Origin of the sequence: Ezakiella coagulans (genome assembly GCF_003096635.1) — a bacterium.
Lineage (GTDB): Bacteria > Bacillota > Clostridia > Tissierellales > Peptoniphilaceae > Ezakiella > Ezakiella coagulans.
The window spans coordinates 30,671-49,721 of sequence record NZ_QEKV01000004.1 but is presented as its reverse complement, the minus strand read 5'-3'; the positions used below and the strand labels follow the sequence as shown (position 1 = coordinate 49,721).

Annotated in this window: 16 protein-coding genes, 4 tRNA genes and 1 pseudogene; 1 reads left to right on the top strand and 20 read right to left on the bottom strand. The window is 35.1% G+C overall.

The window, feature by feature from the left end; genetic code table 11:
• Positions 1-110 precede the first annotated feature (110 nt).
• Positions 111-830, top strand: a complete 720-nt coding sequence (gene thyX / locus C7381_RS04085; protein ID WP_245893751.1) for an FAD-dependent thymidylate synthase — start codon at positions 111-113, stop codon at positions 828-830.
• Between the two features lie 42 nt (positions 831-872).
• Here thyX and C7381_RS04080 read toward each other — a convergent pair whose 3' ends face one another.
• The 20 genes and pseudogenes from C7381_RS04080 to leuS form a co-directional block, all read right to left on the bottom strand.
• Entirely contained in the window at positions 873-1,985 is a 1,113-nt protein-coding gene (locus C7381_RS04080) for an amidohydrolase family protein (RefSeq protein WP_034545427.1), read from the bottom strand.
• 2 nt (positions 1,986-1,987) lie between these two features.
• Positions 1,988-2,548: a histidine phosphatase family protein gene (locus C7381_RS04075; RefSeq protein WP_052085348.1), complete on the bottom strand. Its 561-nt coding sequence runs from the start codon at positions 2,546-2,548 to the stop codon at positions 1,988-1,990.
• 130 nt (positions 2,549-2,678) lie between these two features.
• Positions 2,679-2,763, bottom strand: a tRNA-Leu gene (locus C7381_RS04070).
• A 5-nt stretch (positions 2,764-2,768) separates the two neighbouring features.
• A tRNA-Lys gene (locus C7381_RS04065) sits at positions 2,769-2,844 on the bottom strand.
• Between the two features lie 2 nt (positions 2,845-2,846).
• Positions 2,847-2,923 (bottom strand) — tRNA-His (locus C7381_RS04060).
• 11 nt (positions 2,924-2,934) lie between these two features.
• Positions 2,935-3,008 (bottom strand) — tRNA-Gly (locus C7381_RS04055).
• Between the two features lie 102 nt (positions 3,009-3,110).
• Positions 3,111-3,962 carry a DMT family transporter gene (locus C7381_RS04050; protein ID WP_034545430.1) on the bottom strand — a complete coding sequence of 284 codons (852 nt, stop codon included), beginning with the start codon at positions 3,960-3,962 and terminating at the stop codon, positions 3,111-3,113.
• Positions 3,962-4,462 (bottom strand): cob(I)yrinic acid a,c-diamide adenosyltransferase, encoded by a 501-nt coding sequence (locus C7381_RS04045; protein ID WP_116479985.1) that lies wholly within the window; start codon positions 4,460-4,462, stop codon positions 3,962-3,964. The genes C7381_RS04050 and C7381_RS04045 overlap by 1 nt, the downstream gene beginning before the upstream one ends.
• Positions 4,463-4,476: 14 nt before the next feature.
• Entirely contained in the window at positions 4,477-5,157 is a 681-nt protein-coding gene (locus C7381_RS04040) for a 2,3-diphosphoglycerate-dependent phosphoglycerate mutase (protein WP_116479984.1), read from the bottom strand.
• A gap of 120 nt (positions 5,158-5,277) precedes the next feature.
• A pseudogene (locus C7381_RS04035) lies at positions 5,278-5,619 on the bottom strand (HU family DNA-binding protein); the annotation flags it as partial.
• Positions 5,620-5,715: 96 nt separating this feature from the next.
• Entirely contained in the window at positions 5,716-6,579 is an 864-nt protein-coding gene (locus C7381_RS04030) for an SAM-dependent methyltransferase (protein WP_116479983.1), read from the bottom strand.
• Positions 6,576-8,138: a putative polysaccharide biosynthesis protein gene (locus C7381_RS04025; RefSeq protein ID WP_116479982.1), complete on the bottom strand. Its 1,563-nt coding sequence runs from the start codon at positions 8,136-8,138 to the stop codon at positions 6,576-6,578. The genes C7381_RS04030 and C7381_RS04025 overlap by 4 nt, the downstream gene beginning before the upstream one ends.
• A gap of 56 nt (positions 8,139-8,194) precedes the next feature.
• Complete coding sequence (locus C7381_RS04020; protein ID WP_116479981.1) at positions 8,195-8,830, bottom strand: 50S ribosomal protein L25; 636 nt, start codon at positions 8,828-8,830, stop codon at positions 8,195-8,197.
• A 61-nt stretch (positions 8,831-8,891) separates the two neighbouring features.
• Positions 8,892-9,764, bottom strand: a complete 873-nt coding sequence (locus tag C7381_RS04015) for a peptidylprolyl isomerase (protein WP_116479980.1) — start codon at positions 9,762-9,764, stop codon at positions 8,892-8,894.
• 8 nt (positions 9,765-9,772) lie between these two features.
• Complete coding sequence (gene mfd, locus C7381_RS04010) at positions 9,773-13,195, bottom strand: transcription-repair coupling factor (RefSeq protein WP_116479979.1); 3,423 nt, start codon at positions 13,193-13,195, stop codon at positions 9,773-9,775.
• Complete coding sequence (gene pth, locus C7381_RS04005; protein WP_034545444.1) at positions 13,188-13,766, bottom strand: aminoacyl-tRNA hydrolase; 579 nt, start codon at positions 13,764-13,766, stop codon at positions 13,188-13,190. The genes mfd and pth overlap by 8 nt, the downstream gene beginning before the upstream one ends.
• Positions 13,766-14,713 carry a ribose-phosphate diphosphokinase gene (locus tag C7381_RS04000; RefSeq protein WP_034545668.1) on the bottom strand — a complete coding sequence of 316 codons (948 nt, stop codon included), beginning with the start codon at positions 14,711-14,713 and terminating at the stop codon, positions 13,766-13,768. Before C7381_RS04000 ends, pth begins: the two co-directional genes overlap by 1 nt.
• Positions 14,714-14,715: 2 nt before the next feature.
• Positions 14,716-16,185 carry a bifunctional UDP-N-acetylglucosamine diphosphorylase/glucosamine-1-phosphate N-acetyltransferase GlmU gene (glmU, locus tag C7381_RS03995; protein ID WP_081935415.1) on the bottom strand — a complete coding sequence of 490 codons (1,470 nt, stop codon included), beginning with the start codon at positions 16,183-16,185 and terminating at the stop codon, positions 14,716-14,718.
• Positions 16,106-16,636: a hypothetical protein gene (locus C7381_RS03990; protein WP_116479978.1), complete on the bottom strand. Its 531-nt coding sequence runs from the start codon at positions 16,634-16,636 to the stop codon at positions 16,106-16,108. Before C7381_RS03990 ends, glmU begins: the two co-directional genes overlap by 80 nt.
• Before the next feature lie 7 nt (positions 16,637-16,643).
• On the bottom strand, positions 16,644-19,046 hold the full coding sequence (leuS, locus tag C7381_RS03985; protein WP_116479977.1) for a leucine--tRNA ligase: 2,403 nt from the start codon (positions 19,044-19,046) through the stop codon (positions 16,644-16,646).
• Positions 19,047-19,051 lie beyond the last annotated feature (5 nt).

Below are 19,051 nucleotides of genomic sequence, written 5' to 3'. Positions count from 1 at the left end.
CACCTCAACCTATAATTTAATTATACCCCATTTCTCGAACAAATTAAAGTAAAAAACATATTTAAATAATTATGGTTATATGATATAATTAAATATAAATGAAAGGGGGAATAAATTTGAAAAAAATACTAGATAAAGGCTATGTAAGACTTGTTGATAAAATGGGCTCAGACCTTACAATCGTCAATGCCGCTAGAGCAAGTTATGCCAAAGAAAGCATTGAAATGACAGAAAAAGACGAAAAATTAATCGCTTTTCTTGCAAAAAATGATCATACTTCTCCATTTAGACACGCAATGCTTCAATTTGAAATTTTTGCACCTTTAATGGTTGCAAGGCAATGGTGGAAATATATTATAGGCTCTTCACATCTCGAAGGATGCCAAGATCCAATGAACGCATGGAACGAAAGTTCAAGAAGATATATAACACAAGAACCGACTTTTTATATCCCAAATGAAAACGAATGGAGAGGAAAACCGGACAACAACAAACAAGGTTCTAAAGAACCTGTTTCAGCAGAACTCGGCAAAGAATACACAGAAAAATTAAAAAAATATATAAACGAAGGTGTGGACCTTTATGAAAAAGCAATGGAAGACGGAATTTGTGCCGAAGAAGCACGTCTTTTCCTTCCTGCATACGGAATGTATGTCGGATGGTACTGGACAGCTTCCCTTCAATCTGTTGCACACTTTATAAAGCAAAGAATGGATTCACACAGCCAATTTGAAATAAGACAATATGCGAAAGCAGTGAAAGATCTTGCACTAGAAGAATTTCCACTCGGCATAAAAGCATTTTTAACTGAAGATGAAATGAATCAATAATAAAAATCCTTAATCCGTCAACTCGGATTAAGGTTTTTTTCGTTAAAAATTTTGAAAATTCAATTTTCTTGTTATCTCATTTTGTTTTAACTCTATAATTCCCTTGCTCACAACGTCAATGATATTTAAATCCTCGTCAATTGAAATAAAATCACACGAAAGTCCTTCTCTAATCTCGCCCGTTATATTTGAAATTTGAAGAGCTTCGGAAACATTTTTCGAAACAAGTCTTTGTGCGATATCAATGTCGACATTAAAATCTTTAACGAGCGTCTTTATATTTTCATAAAGTCCCGAAATCTCCGCGGCCTCAACTCGAACAACCTCTTTTTTGTCATTCCAAATAGGAATGCTTCCGTTTGAATCACTTGAAAGAGTAATTCTTTCAAGCGGTGCTTTTTTCATTACATAATCCAAAATCTCAGGAGTTTCTTCGCCTGCGGTAAAGTCAGCATATCCGCCCATATTAATAAACTTTATTGCATCGTCGACCAAATTGCCGCAGTGCGTAGGTCTAAAAACTTTAATAGGAATTTCCGATTCCTCAAGAATCTCAAAAACATCTTTAAGTTGTCTTTTTCCGAGCCTGCCAGTGTGCATATGCAGCTCGCCCACTTTTCCGGAAATTAATCCACCTAAAAAGCATTCGCTGGCTAATCTTAAAAGCTCATGTTTATCAAGATAGCTTGACCTGTGATCTGAAATTGCAATCTTTGAGCCGATAATCTCATTTATAAAAACTATGTCCCCTTTAACAGAACCCGTTATTGTCGGCGATGGATAGTCATAAGCCCCGGTCAAAGCATAAGTTCTTATATTATATTCCGAAAGTTCTCTCACCTTTTGAATAAGATTTTGAACAGAGCGTGTAGTGCAGTCAGTTCCAAGAAGCCCAACCAAAGTTGTTACCCCTGCCCTTATAATCTTTTCAAACTTTATCGGTGGAACCATGGTTGTAAAGCCACCTTCTCCACCTCCGCCGGTCACATGAACATGTCCGTCAATCAAGCTTGGAAGCACGACTCTTTTTTCTATGTCATACTCCGGAACATTATAAAAGTTCTCTATATTTTCTTCAATCTTAAAAATCCTTCCACCTTCACATAAAATGTCGACAATACAACCCTTTAAATTTGCATTTCTAAATAAAAACATAATTACCTCATAAAATTTCTTTCAAATGTATTATTTTTAAAATCATATTTTATAACTTCGCAATTATCAATCGGAACAATCGGCTCATAATTGTGAATATCTTTAAGCAGATGATAAATCACAAAACCGTGACTCACAACTAAAATATCCTTGTCATGGTCAAGTTCATTGAAAAAATCATTAAGTCTTTTCAGAACGTCTGAATATTTTTCAGGAATATCTCCCTTATAAAGCTGTGGTGAATTGTAAAAAAGCACATAATCAGGCTCATTATTTCTCAAATAATCATAAGTCTTACCTTCCCAAGTTCCGAGACCTATTTCACGAAGTCGCCTATCGTTAATGACGCCTCCCGTGTCGTGAAAGCGTGCAATGATTTCCGCAGTCTTGTGTGCTCTCATCAAATCAGACGAATATATCTCGTCGAAATGTATATCTTTAAGCCTTAGAGCAGCTTCTTTCGCTTGGTTTATCCCCTCTTCACTAAGAGGAATATCTCTTTGACCCTGTAGCCTTCCCTCCTTGTTGTAGGGCGTGGTTCCATGTCTCATAATATAAATCATAACACTCCTCCTAAAATAAAATACTATTAACCTTATTATATTAATTACAAGCATAAAAATCAAATTATATGTATTTTAAAATATTATAACTAATAAAAAAACCACCGTTTAAAACGATGGTTTTTTATTCTGGTGCGGGAAAGAGGACTTGAACCCCCACGCCTCGCGGCACTGGAACCTAAATCCAGCGCGTCTGCCAATTTCGCCATTCCCGCATATATGGTGACCCATCCGAGATTCGAACTCGGGACACCTTGATTAAAAGTCAAGTGCTCTGCCGACTGAGCTAATGGATCAATGGGGTGGAAGATGGGATTCGAACCCACGGTCTCCAGAACCACAATCTGGCGCCTTAACCAGCTCGGCTACATCCACCATACAAATACTGGAGCGGGTGAAGGGAATCGAACCCTCGTAGCCGGCTTGGGAAGCCGATGCTCTGCCATTGAGCTACACCCGCGATACATTTATTGTCAACATTTAATATTATATAATACTAATTTTTGTTTGTCAAGTGTTTTTTTAATAAATTTTACAATTTATAAAAATATTTTTAGCGAACCTAAGCTTTATTTTTTCCAACATATGCAACATATGCCCCCATAAATATAAGCAAAATTCCAATACCGCTCAACAAATCAATTTTATCTCCGAATATTATATATCCCAATATGCTTGTAAAAACAACTGTTGTATAGTTAAAAATGCTTACCTTTCCTGCCGGTGCCATCATATATCCGAATGTTAAAAACCATTGTCCAAGCATTCCACACAACCCTATTACTGCAAGGCCCATAGTTTCGTGTAGATTAGGCACCTTAAAGTTTCCAAACATAAGTGGAATCATACAAACACATGTTACAATAGCAAACGATAGCATGATTGTGTGGCTTTCTTCCTTACCTTTGAGCATTCCTATGCATGTATATGCCATTGCGGCAAATATACCGGATAAAAGTGCAATAACCGCATAAAAATTAAATCCACTTGCACTTGGCTTTGTTACAAAGAGTACTCCTATAAAAGCAACAATCATAGATATTATATCTGCTTTGCTCATAGGTTCCTTCATAGTTATATATGCAAAGATTGCTACGAAAAAAGGACTTGATTTTTGAAGTACTGAAGCTTCAGCACTCGGAAGATATTTCGTACCTTGAAAATATAAAAATACTCCAAGCATACCAAAAAATCCTCTTCCCAATATTAGTGGAAGATTTTTCTTTTCTTTGAATAGTGGTTTTTTATTTTTTATAACAACAGAACCTGCAACTAGAAGCATGACAAAATTTCTCATGAATACAAGTTCTGCAATAGGTATTGTCTGTGCTGTATATTTAACTGCAATCTGCATTATAGAAAAACTAAATGCAGAAAGCAACATAAATATAGACGCTTTATGTGTTCTATCCATTAAAATTCAATACCTTTCTTTGCAGGAATTCCTTCTTGATAATGGTGTTTAACTTCAACAATTTCTGAAACCATTTTTGCGAGATCTTGGATTTCCTGTGGAGCATATCTGCCGGTTACTACTATTTCATGATCTTCTGCCGCAGCTTTTAGTGTTTCAATCACTTCATCCATCGGTAAAAGTTCATAGAACATTGCAACATTTAATTCATCAAGTACATAAAGACCGAAGTCTTCGTTCAATTTTTCCTTAAATAACTCCCAAGCGGCTCTTGCGGCTTTCTTATCCTCTTCTTCAGCATTTCTCTTTATAAATCCCGGTCTTCCCATTGTGTGAACTTCTGCTTCCGGGAATCTCTTTAGGGCCTTTATTTCGGAATATTCAGTCCCTTTCATAAATTGAATGAATAGAACCTTTTTGCCGGTTCCGATCATTCTTACCGTCATCCCTATTGAAGAGGTTGTCTTACCTTTTCCATTTCCTGTAATACAAAATAACATAATTCCTCCATTAATTATTTAAATATCTTTTTGTCAACAATTTCAAGTTTTTTATCCAGTTCGTAAATTATCGGACTTCCTGTTGGAATTTCAAGTCCCATAATGTCTTCATCGGAAATGTTTTCAAGATGCTTTGTGAGAGCTCTTAAACTGTTTCCATGAGCTGCGACAATAACGTTTTTCCCGTCAAGCAAATCCGGCGCAATCTTATCCGTCCAAAAAGGCATTACTCTTTCAAGTGTGACTTTAAGATTTTCCGTGTGCGGCACAGCATCTTTATAGATATAACGTCTATCACCGTCTTGACTGAGCGGATTGTCATTTTTTATTTCCGGCGGAAGCGTGTCATAGCTTCTTCTCCAAATATGAACTTGCTCCTCACCATATTTTTCAGCAGTTTCCAATTTATTTAATCCTTGAAGCGCCCCATAATGCCTTTCATTTAATCTCCACGACTTTTCTTCAGGAATCCACAATTCATCACATTCTTCCAAGATAAAATGAAGTGTTTTTATAGCCCTTTTAAGCACACTTGTGTATGCTTTATCAAATTGAATTCCTTCTTCTTTTAATATTTTGCCGGCACGTTTCGCTTCTTCTACGCCCTTTTCAGACAAATCAACATCGACCCAACCTGTAAACTTGTTTTCAAGATTCCATAAGCTTTGACCATGTCTAACTAGTACTAATTTCATATTTGCCTCCAAATTTATTCTATATTCATATAATACCACATTTTAAAAAGTTTTGAAACTATAATTATTTACAAAATGAAAAAGAGCAACTATGAGTTGCTCTTAAACACATAACATAAGTTATTTTTTCTTTGATTTTTTCTTTGAAGCTTTCTTTGAGTTAACAGCTTCTTTAAGTGCTTTTCCTGCTTTGAATACAGGTGCAAGTGATGCAGGGATCTTAATAACTTCTTCAGGATTTCTAGGATTTCTGCCTTCTCTTGCTTTTCTTTCTCTAACTTCGAATGTACCAAAGCCAACTAATTGAACTTTGTCACCTTCTGTCAATGTTTCACTGACTGTTTCAAGAAATGCATTTAAAGCTCTTTCTGAATCTTTTTTTGTCAATTCTGATTTTTCAGCGATTGCTGAGATTAATTCGGATTTATTCATAATTTTCCTCCTTATGATTGCCGCTACGAAAGAACATTTCTTCCGCTTACATTCATTTTAACCGATATAACAAATATTTTCAAGTGTTTTTGCGTTTTTTTAGTGTATTTTTGTAAATTTTTATGATTATATGCGATTAATTACTGTTTTTAAGGCTAAAACGACTTCATTCATTTCATAATAACCTTCATCGACAAGATTTTTTAAATTTTTATAGCTTTCGGATAGTTTTAATACTGCCGATTTTAATTCCGGATCTATATCAAATTTATCAATATTTTTAAAATTGTCACAATTTGAAACATCATTCAAAAGTTGCAAAAAGTTATTTCCTTTATAAGTTGGGACTACCAACGAAAGTCTTATGTCAGGCTTTAAGATTCTATCCATCTCATAAACCTTGAGTTTCTTAACCTCTTCCTCTCCCTTAATGCCGGCACTATAAATAGCTTCAATCTCATATTCATCGCCATAAACTTCCATAAGAGCGAGTTTTACATCGGAAATAATAAACTCATTCCATAATTGTGTTATCATAATATTAAAATTCGGATTTAAATTAAAGAAATTTACATCGACTGCATCCACCATAACTAAACCTTCGCCTATATCTACTTTCGATGCAGTAACACAAGGTTCAATAAAGCTTACAGCCTCAACAATTTCCACATCAGGTTCATCTTTTATTATATGAAACGCTGTACTTTCAAGGATTGACGGTGCTCCCGGAACAACATAAACCGTGTCTTTTTCCCTACTTTCTTCAAGAACTTTTTTTGCAATACTTCTATACAATTCTTCAAAATTGTTCGCTTTTTCATATAGTTCATCGCAAGTTTTGTATTTAATTCCCATCTCATCAAGTAACTCAACCGTCGGGTGATGTTTCGTTCTTAAAATTACATTTGAAGAACTTTTAATCTTTTCAATTGCCTCAAGTGTTATTCCTTTTTTCTCACCAAATCCCAATCCAACTATTGTTAATTTCACTCTCTAATTTCCTCCAAATCTCTTTTTGTGACAGTTTTTGTTACAAATAATATTGACACATAAATAATCGCTCCTACCATGACCGCAACTAAAGTGGCAATGTTCGACGATAATCTTGCGTTTAAAGCTTTCCAAACCATATATGCTATTCCACCCATAAGTGCTGATGAAATGACACTTATAAAAGTTTTATAAGCCATTTTAAGACCTATTTCCTTTTTGACATAATAGATGTCCAATAAAGCTGTTATTGTAAATGAAACAACAGTACCTATTGCTGCTCCATACACATTTACCTCCGGTCTTTGTGTAAGAACATATGTCAAAATTATTTTAAAAATTCCACCAATTACCAAATTTATTACAGGAATTTTTTCTTTTACAACAGCCTGAAGAATTGATGTGTTTACGTTTATAAGCATCAGAGCCGGAACTGAAAGCGAAAGTATTCTTAGGATTCTCGCAGTTCCTTCAATTGCTTCAGCCCCGGTTGAACCATATAAAAGTCTTATTATAGGTTCACTAAGTGAAAATAATCCGAACATTGCCGGAAACGCAATGAATAGAGTAATTCTATTTATGCTGGAAACTTTTTTTACAAGTTGTTCATCTTTTTTCAATGTAAAAAGTTTTGAAACAACCGGAATCATTGATACCCCGAGTGCAATACCTATAACTTGCGGGAGACTGATAAGTGTTTGAGCCATACCCTTCAACCATCCGAATCTTAGATTGGCCTCTTCAAGTGAAAAACCTGCCTTTAAAAGTCCCTTCATAACAAGACGAATGTCAATAGTGTCCATAATCGGCAATATTGCAGCCCCTATAGAAATCGGAATGGCAATCTTAATAAGCTCATTTAATATTCCTTTGGAATTCATCACATTATCTTTATTTGTATTTAAAGAATCTCCGATTTCTCTTTTATGTTTTTTATGCACTAAAAGCATAAACATAACCCCGAGAAATGCCCCGATTCCTGCTCCTGCAGATGCTCCGCCGGCCGATGCTTCAAGACCATACGGAATCAAAAGATAACATAGATATAGTCCTGTTGCAACTCTTGTTCCTTGAACAATAATCTGACTTATTGCAGTCGAGGTCATAAGTTCAAGTCCCTGATAGTAACCACGCATAGCTGCAAGCGGTGGACTAAATACCATGGCAGGAATTAATGCAAGCATAGAGTAATAGCTTCCCGGATTTCCCAAGAAATTTACAAGTGGTTTCGCAAATATCCAAAGAAGAAGTGCAAGAAGCGTTCCTAAAAATGCCATAAACCAAAATGCAACTTTAAAAGTCTTTTTTGAATTCAAGTAATTTTCTTTAGCAATCTCCCTTGAAACAATTGTTGAAACAGCAACAGGTAAACCCGCCGTAGATATCGCAAGCATTATTTCATAAATCGGGTATGCAGATTGAAAATATCCTATACCGACATCTTTAATAAGAGCCGTCATCGGTATTCTATAGATAGCCCCGAAAATTTTTACAATTATTCCTGCTAAACCGAGTATCGCAGCATTTTTCCCAATTGATGATTTTTTATTTTTACTCATAAAAACCTCTTTAATAAAAAAACCGTGAAAAGTCACGGTTCCTTAAATTCTGTGGATTATTCTTCCTCTTTGTTTTCCTCACCAACAACAGGTACATCACCGGCAGCTGTTTCAGTAGATTCTTCTTCTGCAACTTCTTGTTGTGGTGCCAATGAACAAACTGGTTCGTCTTGGTCTACCAAAATTGTAATTTTCTTGTTCTTAGCAATTTCTAAGTCTTTAACATAAATTACGTCATCAATTTGCATTCCTTCAACAGGAATTTCAATTGTGTCAGGTAGATCCCCTGGCAAACATTCAATGTGAAGTTCATTTATAAGTGCATTGAATACTGATGGTTGTGCTTTGATGCTGTCGCGGCCAACAAATTCAATAGGAACTTCAACCTTAATTGCTTCGTTCATGTTAACACCTTGGAAATTAACGTGAAGAATTTGATTCTTAAACGGGTGTCTATCGATTTCCTTAATAATTGTCGGGTGTGCTTTACCTTCAACATTAACGTCAACGATTGATGTTCCGCCTGCTTCTCTATATACAATTTCAAAATCTCTTGATGATATCGTAATAGGCAATGTTTCTGTGCCTTTTTCAAAAATAGCTGCCGGGATAAGACCTTCGTTTCTTAACTTGTTTACACGGTTCTTACCAAATTCGGCTCTATTCTTAGCTTCTAATTTAATATTAGCCATTTTTTCCTCCTTTAAAATATCCTGACTACAATTATATCATAAAAAAATAATCAATGCAATACTATTCAGTCGTCAAATCACGATAAATTTTAACTTTTGCATTCCTTCTTATGTTATCCATATAGTGTTTAAAATTTATAGCTATCAAATTATTTCTAACAGCTTCTTTGTGATTTTCAAATCCGCTGTTTATATCAATAAGTTTTATAATATAGTATCCATTTTTTGTTTCAACTATATCGCTCGTTTCTCCTCTATCTAAAGATTGAATAGTTAAATCAAACTTCGGTTCTTTTTCTCCAATGTGATATTCGTCAACGATTCCTCCATTTGATGCAGAAACTGGTTCTTCGCTATAAAGAGTGGCCAGTATATCTAGCCCGTAGTTCATAGGTAAAACATTCTCTTTCATTTTTTCCAAATCCTTCATAAATATAAATTGCAGCTTATATGAATCATATTTTGCAGATTTGTTTTGGTATTCGTTTCTCAAATTATCATCAGTAAGATTAAATTCTTTCGCAAATTTTTCTTTTAGTTTATCAATTTTGAATTTATTTATTAAAAAATCATCTAAAACATTTTTATTTAAACTCTTATATTCTGAAAATTCATTAAAGGCATCTTCGCCGATAGTTTTTTCAATATAAGAAGCTTTGAAATTTTTAAATTCTGATTCATCCAATGTAAATCCAGCTTTTTTAAACTCCCTATCTACAATTTTTCTGTCAACGAGTCCTTCTATAGCACTTGTTTCAGATGAAGAAAACTTTATATCACCGAGAGAAAGTTTTTCCAGTTCTTCTTTATACGGATTGTATTCCTCTTCAGTTATATATTCGTCATCAACTGAGGCAACTACGTCCTTCGGAGGTCTTGAGCATCCGGTAGTCAAAAAAAGAATACATAATATTAAATATATATATTTATTCATCTTCCCCCCTAAACTCCAAAAGCACTGTTAAAAAATTTATACACCGTTTCAATTGCATTGACTTTTATAGAAATTCTTATTATCGGCAATTTGGAATCAAATCTAAGCCCATCCGGAAAATCTTTCAGAAGCTTTGCCATATCAACATCGTCAAGCATTTCCGGTGCATAGTCTATTTTTATTATATTGTTATTTTCAATAATACTTTTTACAAAATGTTTACTTGCAATATTTTTTATGAGCCCGATATTCAGTAGATTTATTAGAGCTTCCGGTATATCACCGAATCTGTCAATAATTTCATCAGTCAGATCATCTTTTTCTTTAAATGTCTGAATATTTGAAATGCGTCTATATAGTTCCATTCTTATATACGTGTCCTCTATAAATCCTTCAGGTACTGCACTTTCAACCATAAAATCAATTTTTGTATTTAATGTTTCACGCACAGGTTTTCCTTGAAGCTCTCCAATCGCATAATTTAAATATTTCATATAAAGTTCATATCCAACTTCAGCCATGTGCCCAGATTGGCTAAGTCCTAATACATTTCCCGCCCCTCTAAGTTCAAGGTCTCTCATCGCTATCTTGTATCCACTCCCAAAGTCTGTAAATTCTTTCATCGCCATGAGTCTTTTTATAGCTTTTTCTGAAATGGAACGTGACTTATCGTAAGTAAAATATGCATAGGCAAGTCTATTGCTTCTTCCAACCCTTCCTCTCAGCTGATAAAGTGTGGACAGCCCAAATCTATCGGAATTGTATACAATCAATGTGTTAACATTCGGAAGATCCATACCCGTCTCAATAATTGTTGACGTGATTAAAACATCCGACTCTTTATTTTCAAATCTATAAAATACATCTTCAAGTTCTCTCTCCGACATTTGTCCATTTGCAATAAAAAATCTTGCTTCCGGAATAAGCTCTTCAAGTTTTCCCTTTATTACTTCCATACTTTTTACATCGTTGTATAAAAAGAAAATTTGACCGCCACGATTAATTTCTTTTAAAACAGCACTTCTAATAATATTCTCATTATATTCCAAAACATAAGTCTGTACCGGTATTCTGTTGTGCGGTGGTTCTTCAATAACCGACATCGATCGTATACCGGACAAACTCATAGAAAGCGTTCTAGGAATTGGCGTTGCTGAAAGCGTCAAAACATCGACGTCCTCCGCAAGCGACTTAATTCTCTCCTTGTGTTTTACTCCGAACCTTTGCTCCTCGTCTATTATTAGAAGACCTAAATCTTTAAACTTTACATCTTTTGATAAAAGCCTATGCGTCCCGATGACCATATCCACTTGCCCCATTGCAAGGTCTTTTACCGTCTTATCTATTTCTTTTTTTGTTCTGAAACGACTTAAATTTCTGATTTTCACAGGAAAGTTTTTAAATCTTTCCTCTGCTGTTTTCGTGTGTTGCTCCGCAAGCAGTGTCGTAGGTGTGAGCATTGCAACTTGTTTCCCGTCCATTATGGCTTTGAAAGCAGCCCTAAGTGCAACTTCAGTCTTACCGTATCCAACATCTCCTAAAAGGAGCCTATCCATCGGCTTTTTTGATTCCATATCAGCTTTAATTTCATCAATCGCCATAAGCTGACCTTCCGTTTCAACATATTTAAAACTGTCTTCAAACTCATGTTGCCATTCCGTATCTTTACTAAACTGAAATCCCTCTTTTTTGCTTCTTACGGCATAAAGCTCGATAAGCTCTCTTGCCATTTCATTTATTGCTTTTCTAGTTTTTTCTTTGGTTTTCTTCCATTGAATACTGTCCAAACCATAAATTCTAGGTTTTGCTCCCTCTTTAGATGTATACTTGTCAATTTGATTTATATTTTCGACAGGCAAATAAAGCTTATCTTTATCCTTGTATAAAATTTCAAGATAATCTTTTCTCACGCCCTTTATATCAAGTGTTTTAACGCCGTTATATTCACCAACCCCATGGTCTTCATGAATTACATAGTCTCCTACATTTATATCCTGAATACGCAAGTTCGAAGATGACTTGGATTTTTTTCGCTTTCCTCTTTTTTCACCGAAGCCAAAAATATTTAAATCACCGAATACAACCAAATTAATACTTGGAAGCACAAAACCATTTGATATTGACTTCTTGGTTATTACAATATTATTTTCGTCACTGTCTTCGTAAGTATAAGGAAAACCGTGTTCCAAAAAACTTTCTTCAACAGCTTTTATCTTAACGTCGTCACTCGCACTCAAATAAATCCTATATTTTTCATTTTCATATTTTGAAATGTCTTTAAAAATCTCATTGAAATCGCGACCGTATTTCGGAACACTTTTTATTTTAAGTTCGAAATTTAAAACATCATTTATATTATATGGAAGTCCCGAAACATAAAATGAACGATTCTTAATTTCTTTAATCGCATCCGGTTCAAAAAGTCTGTCTCCATAAATATCCTCGTCCATTATTTCGTGACTCAAATATAAATGACTGAGCTCCATATCCAAATACTCATAATAACTTAAAATTTCTTTCTTCGCTAAATCCGGATAAATAAAAAGAATATTATAGTCCTTTACCAAATCAAAAGTCCGAACTTTAAGCTCTTCCGGAAAATACGAAAACAAAATTTCACGTTCACTGGAATATGAATCGTCTCGAAGCTTTTCTAAAATAATATCGAACTTTTTATAGTCCTCTCTATTTTCTTTTTTCTCTAAATCTTGTAAAATTCCGTCAATGAGTGACTTTTTTGTATAATCGTCGATTATAAGTTCTTCGCTCGGAAAAATTTCAACCTCATCTATATACTCAGTCGAAAGTCTGCTGTCAGAATCAACTAGCCTTATTGTGTCAACCTCGTCATCGAAAAATTCAATTCTAACAAGCCCGTCTCCACAAATAGGAAAAATGTCTACAATATCCCCTCGAAGACTAAATTCACCTCTCGAACTGACTTCCGGTTCCCTTTTAAATCCACTGGAAATAAGCATTGAAATAAGCTCTTCAAAATTAAATCTGTCACCTTTTTTAATTTTAATAATTTTATCTCTATAAAAGTCTAAATTCAAATTGAAGTCATATAGAGTAAAAAGCGAAAGTGCAATCAGCTTTACCTCACCGTTTATCATTCTTTGAAAAACAGATAAGCGGTCTTTTTGAACCTTATCGTCAATTACCTTTATTTCATAATAAATTTTTTCTCGTGGCGGCATATATTCGCAAACAATTTCTTCTTCATTTATTCTATCTACAAATTGTTTTGCTTCCGCCTCTGTTGGAAATACAGCAAAAAAAGGCCTATCCTCACCCGCTACAAGGGTTATAAGATAATCCAAAAATTCATCGCCTACACCACTAATAAGTGCCGACATCCCATCTTTATATGCCCTCAAAAAACTTTCAAGAACAGGCTCTTTTTTTATTCTTTCCAATAATTTATCCATTAATTTCTATTTTACCATTATAATTATTCATAGCATTATCAATTCCAATATCGAGAATTGCATCTAGTGAATCGACCGCCTTATTAACAAGGAGATCAATAATTTCAGAATCCTTTTTTGGTGGACGAGCAAGTACGAAATCTGCCAAATCACAATCCCTCATAAATTTTCCGACTCCAAGTTTCACCTTTATATAGTCGTCTGACTTAAGATGATTAAAAATCGACTTGAGTCCATTGTGTGTGCCCTTGCCACCTTTCTTTCTGATGCGAAGAGTACCAAGTTCAATTTCAATGTCGTCTACAACAACTATCAAGTCAGATAAATCGAGTTTGTAGAATTTTAAAATCTCAGAAACCGCAACCCCGCTTTCATTCATATAAGTCATAGGTTTAACGAGAATTATTTTTTCACCTGACTTATTAAACTCACCGACGAGTGCATTAAATTTCGGTTTATCAATCGACACTCCATGTTTGTCAGCAAAATTATCCAAAACCCAAAATCCGGCATTATGTCTTGACAGCTCGTACTTTGCGCCCGGATTTCCAAGCCCAACAATAACTTTCATTAGTCGAATATTTTACTGATTGATTCGTTGTTTGAGATAATTGAAAGTGCTTTTGCAAACATTTCTGCAACAGATACAACTTTAATTTTATCTCTAATTTCAGGAAGATCAGGAAGTGGAATTGAATCAGTGATAACAAATTCTTTTAAATCACTATCAAGAAGTCTTTCAATTGCAGGGCCAGATAAAACACCGTGGCTTGCACATCCGTAAACTTCCTTTGCTCCCATTTCTTTCAAAGTTTTCGCAGCTTGGCATATTGTTCCGGCTGTATCAATGATGTCATCAACTAAAATACAAGTCTTTCCTTTAATGTCTCCAATAACATTCATAACTTCTGAAACATTCGGTCTTGGTCTTCTCTTTTCAATAATTGCAATAGGTAAATTCAATTTGTTTGCAAAATTTCTTGCTCTTGTAACTCCACCCAAGTCAGGACTTACAACAGTTGAATTTTCATCAATTTTGTCCTTGAAATAATCAGCCAAAACAGGAATTGCTGACAAATGGTCAACAGGAATGTCAAAATATCCTTGAATTTGTCCTGCGTGAAGGTCCATAGTGACAACTCTGTCTGCACCGGCTTTTTCTAAAAGGTTTGCAACAAGTTTGGCTGTGATTGGTTCACGTGCACGAGTTTTTCTGTCTTGTCTTGCATATCCATAGTATGGAATAACCGCATTAATTCTACCGGCACTTGCTCTCTTGCATGCATCAATCAAAATCAAAGTTTCCATCAAATTGTCATTTACAGGGCTGTGTGTAGGTTGAATAATAAATACATCGCATCCACGAACTGTTTCGTTGATTTCAACATTTATTTCTCCGTCTGAAAAAGTCGTTACATCGCAGTCAAGTAAATCGATTCCCATTTTATCGCAAATGTCTTTAGCTAATTTTCTGTTTGCATTTCCTGTAAGTACTTTAATTCCCTTATAAAAACCCATCATTAAAAATCCTCCTTGTGAAGTCCCTTTTTCTTCACCCATTCTTTAATATTTTTCTGCTCACTTCTCTCTATAGCGAGTTCATCCTCTTCCACAGGCTTCGTGATAGTTGAGCCCGCAGCCACAAATCCGTTATTCGAAACCTCCACAGGCGCAACCAAATTTACATTCGAACCTATAAAAGCATTATCCCCAACAACGGTTCTGTGTTTATGTTTTCCATCATAATTGCAGAATATAACTCCGCAGCTTATGTTAACACCTTTTCCAACATCGGCATCCCCAATATATGCCAAATGTCCTGCCTTTGTGCCTTCGCCCAAAGTTGAATTTTTGACCTCAACAAAATTTCCAACTTTAACTCCATCTTTTATAACGGAATTAGGTCTTATCCTTGAAAATGGACCATATGAAACATTGTTCCCAACAACTGAATCTTCAGCGACAGTATTAATAATGTGACAATCTTTTCCAATTTTCATATTTTTTAAAGTCGATGATTCAATAACCGTGCCCGATTCTATTACTGTTTCCCCATAGATTTTACATTCTCCAAAGATTTCAACATCCTGTTCAATTTTAACATCAGGAGAAATCATTGTAAGATCCGGATTATGAATCATTACACCCGAAAGCATTCTCTTTCTATTTTCACGCTTAATCAAAGCTCTTTCACAGAAATATAAATCCTCTCTGTCGTTCACGCCTAAAATTATATCTGTATCACTAGTTACATAGGCACTGACTTTCATTCCCATTTCCTTGGCATATTTTATTGTATCTGTAATCATATACTCTTTTTTGAGATTGTTGTCGTTTATTAGGTCGATTGTTTTTAAAAATGCATTACCGCTAAAAAGATATATTCCTGAGTTGACCTCATTTGTATAAGTCTTATTCGGATTTAACTCCTTCTTTTCAACAATCGCACTGAATTCGCCATTTTCTCGAACAATTCTCCCATAATCTTTCGGATCATCCAAAATAGCCGAAAGGACAGTTATATCAGACTTTTCTTCATTATGAAATTTTGTGAACTCTTCAATAACTTTTGAATCAATAAGGGGTGTGTCCCCATATAAAACCATTAAAGAGTCTTCTTCTTTAATAAAATCTTTTGCAAGCTTTACGGCATAACCCGTTCCGTATGGCTTTCCTTCGCCAAGCTCTTGTTTAACTATTTTAGAGCCTTTTGCTTCAAGAACCGGTGCCGCTTCATCAATATTTTTTGTGCCGAGCACTGTTATAATTTCGTCAAATCCTGCATTTTTTACAGAGTCAAAAACGTGCATAATAAGTGGCTTAAATAAAAGCATGTGTAGCACTTTAGACTTTGACGATTTCATTCGCGAGCCTTCACCGGCCGCTAAAATTATTGCCTTTTTAATAATATCACTTCCTAATTGCAATTTGAATTTGTCTGTCAAGTGCTTCCTTGAACCCTTCAAATTCTTCCTTTGTCTTAAAAGCATGACTAGGAATTAAAAAGTCAAATTCCTTATCTTGAGAAAGAATATAAATATAATCATCTTCGACATTATATTCGCTCATATTGTCAAATAAAACAATGAATCTATTCTCACCTCTAAATGCTTCAAGTCCACCTTCTATTTTGTCTATCTTATATTCTTGCAAAAATGAACTGTCTGTGCTTGCTTTTGCAAGAAAAGCTCTTTCAATTTTCTTTCTTATATTCTTCTTAAAAAGTTCTGGTATAAAGTAAATCCACACCGCCGAAATAACAGCTGCTATTAGAACATTTAAAGGCACAATCGGCTTTGCGAGCAAAACAAGAAGCATCGCAATGACAGGAAGAGTAAGTCTTTGCATCCAAAGACTTCTCTTAAATGATTTCCCTGTATAAATTCCTCTAAGTGCAACTTTAATATAATCCTCAACTTTAGGTTTTATAATAATCGGCATACTTCACCTACTTCACAACAATATTTAAAATTTTGTTCGGAACAAAAATTTTCTTAACAATTGTTTTGCCTTCAGTTTTAGATTTTATATCTTCAAGAGCAAGAGCAAGTTCTATAACTTTTGCTTCTTCCATATCTCTTTCGATCTTTATTCTTTCTATAACTTTTCCATTGATTTGAACCGGGATTTCAATTGTTTGGAGAACAGTTAAATCTTCATCATATTGTGGCCATTCGCATTCACAAATCATCTTGTCAAATCCCAATCTTTCATTCAATTCTTCAGTTATATGAGGTGCAACCGGATTTAGTAGAGTAATTAATGTCTTAAATTCACATTTATTAATCTTTTCGGTTAAATAAATCTCATTTACAAGAGTCATTATTTGAGCAATTGCAGTGTTGTATTTGAGAGTCAAATAGTCGTTTGTAACTTTTTTAATTGTGATGTGGAAAATCGGAAGAAGTTCTTTTCTAATTTCATCGCCATCAACTGTTACATCCAAAAGTCTTATAACTCTTTCAACAAACTTTCTCAGTTGTTTAGGACCGTCATCATTCCAAGGTGCACTCTTTTCATAGTCCCCTAGGAACATTTCATAAAGTCTTAAAGCATCTGCGCCATATTCCTTAACGTATTCATCCGGATTTCTAACATTTCCTCTGGACTTACTCATCTTTTCGCCATTTTCGCCCAAAATCATACCGTGTGAAGTTCTCTTCATATACGGTTCTTCGGTTGGAACAACTCCAATATCGTAGAGGAATTTGTGCCAGAATCTCGAATAGAGAAGGTGGAGTGTAGTGTGTTCCATTCCACCGTTATACCAGTCGACCGGAAGCCAATATTTAAGTTTTTTATAGTCGGCAAGTGCTTCATCATTGTGCGGATCGCAGTATCTCAAATAATACCAACTTGACCCTGCCCAGTTCGGCATCGTGTCAGTTTCTCTCTTTCCAGGAACGCTTGGGTCATTCGGGCATGTCGTATTTACAAATTCCGGAATAAGTGCAAGTGGACTTTCGCCGGAGTCAGTCGGTTCGTAACTGTCAACATGTGGAAGTGTGAGCGGCAAATCCTTTTCGTTCATCGGAACCCACTTGTCTTCGCAATAAACCATAGGGATCGGTTCCCCCCAATATCTTTGACGGCTGAAAACCCAATCGCGGAGTTTAAAGTTTACCTTTTTATCACCAATTCCCATTTCTTGCAATCTTTCAAGAATTTTTTCCTTAGCTTCAGCGACAGAAAGGCCGTTGTATTCACCGCTATTTATAAGTTCCCCTTCAGCTGTATCGGTGTAAGCTTCTTTTGAAATATCTCCACCTTTTATAACTTCCACAATCGGCAAATCAAATTTCTTTGCGAAATCATAGTCTCTTGTATCATGTGCAGGAACACTCATAATTGCACCTGTGCCGTATGTCATAAGAACATAATCCGAAATAAAAATTGGGATTTCTTTATTTGTGAAAGGATTTATAGCTTTTACACCCTCAAGACAAACTCCAGTCTTGTCTTTGTTTAGTTCTGCTCTTTCAAAGTCGCTTTTTCTTCTTGCCTCTTCTTGGTATGCTTTAACTTCGTCTTTGTTTTTCAAATCCCATTTTGCAAGAAGTGGATGTTCCGGACTCAAAACCATATATGTCGCACCAAAAATAGTGTCCGGTCTAGTTGTATAAACCTTAACAGAATCACCATTTGTAGTTTTAAAATTAATTTCAGCGCCGTAGCTTCTACCAATCCAATTTCTTTGTTGTGTCTTAACTTTTTCAATATATTGAACCGTATCGAGCCCATCTACAAGTTTGTCAGCATATTTTGTAATTGCAAGCATCCATTGATTTTTAACTTTGTGTTCAACAGTATGACCACATCTTTCGCAGCAACCATTAATAACTTCTTCGTTTGCAAGACCTATTTTACAGTCCGGACACCAATTTATTGACATTTGTTCCTTGTAGGCAAGACCTTTCTTATACATTTGAAGGAAAATCCATTGTGTCCACTTATAATAGCTCGGCTCTGTTGTATTTATTTCCCTGTTCCAACTGAAACTGATTCCAAGACTTGTCAATTGATGTTTAAATGTTTCAATGTTTTTCTTTGTTACAACTTCCGGATCCATATGATTTTTTATTGCATATCTTTCTGTTGGAAGTCCGAATGCGTCAAAGCCGATTGGAAATAGGACATTGAATCCTTGCATTCTCTTTAGTCTAGCAACAACGTCAAGAGCGGTATAACTTCTTGGATGTCCGACGTGAAGCCCTTGTCCGGAAGGATAAGGGAATTCAACGAGTAGATAGTATTTCTTTTTATCATAATCTTCTTTGGCGTCGAAAACATGAGTTTCAGCCCATTTATCTTGCCACTTTTTTTCTATTTGTTGATGATTATATTCCATAATAACTC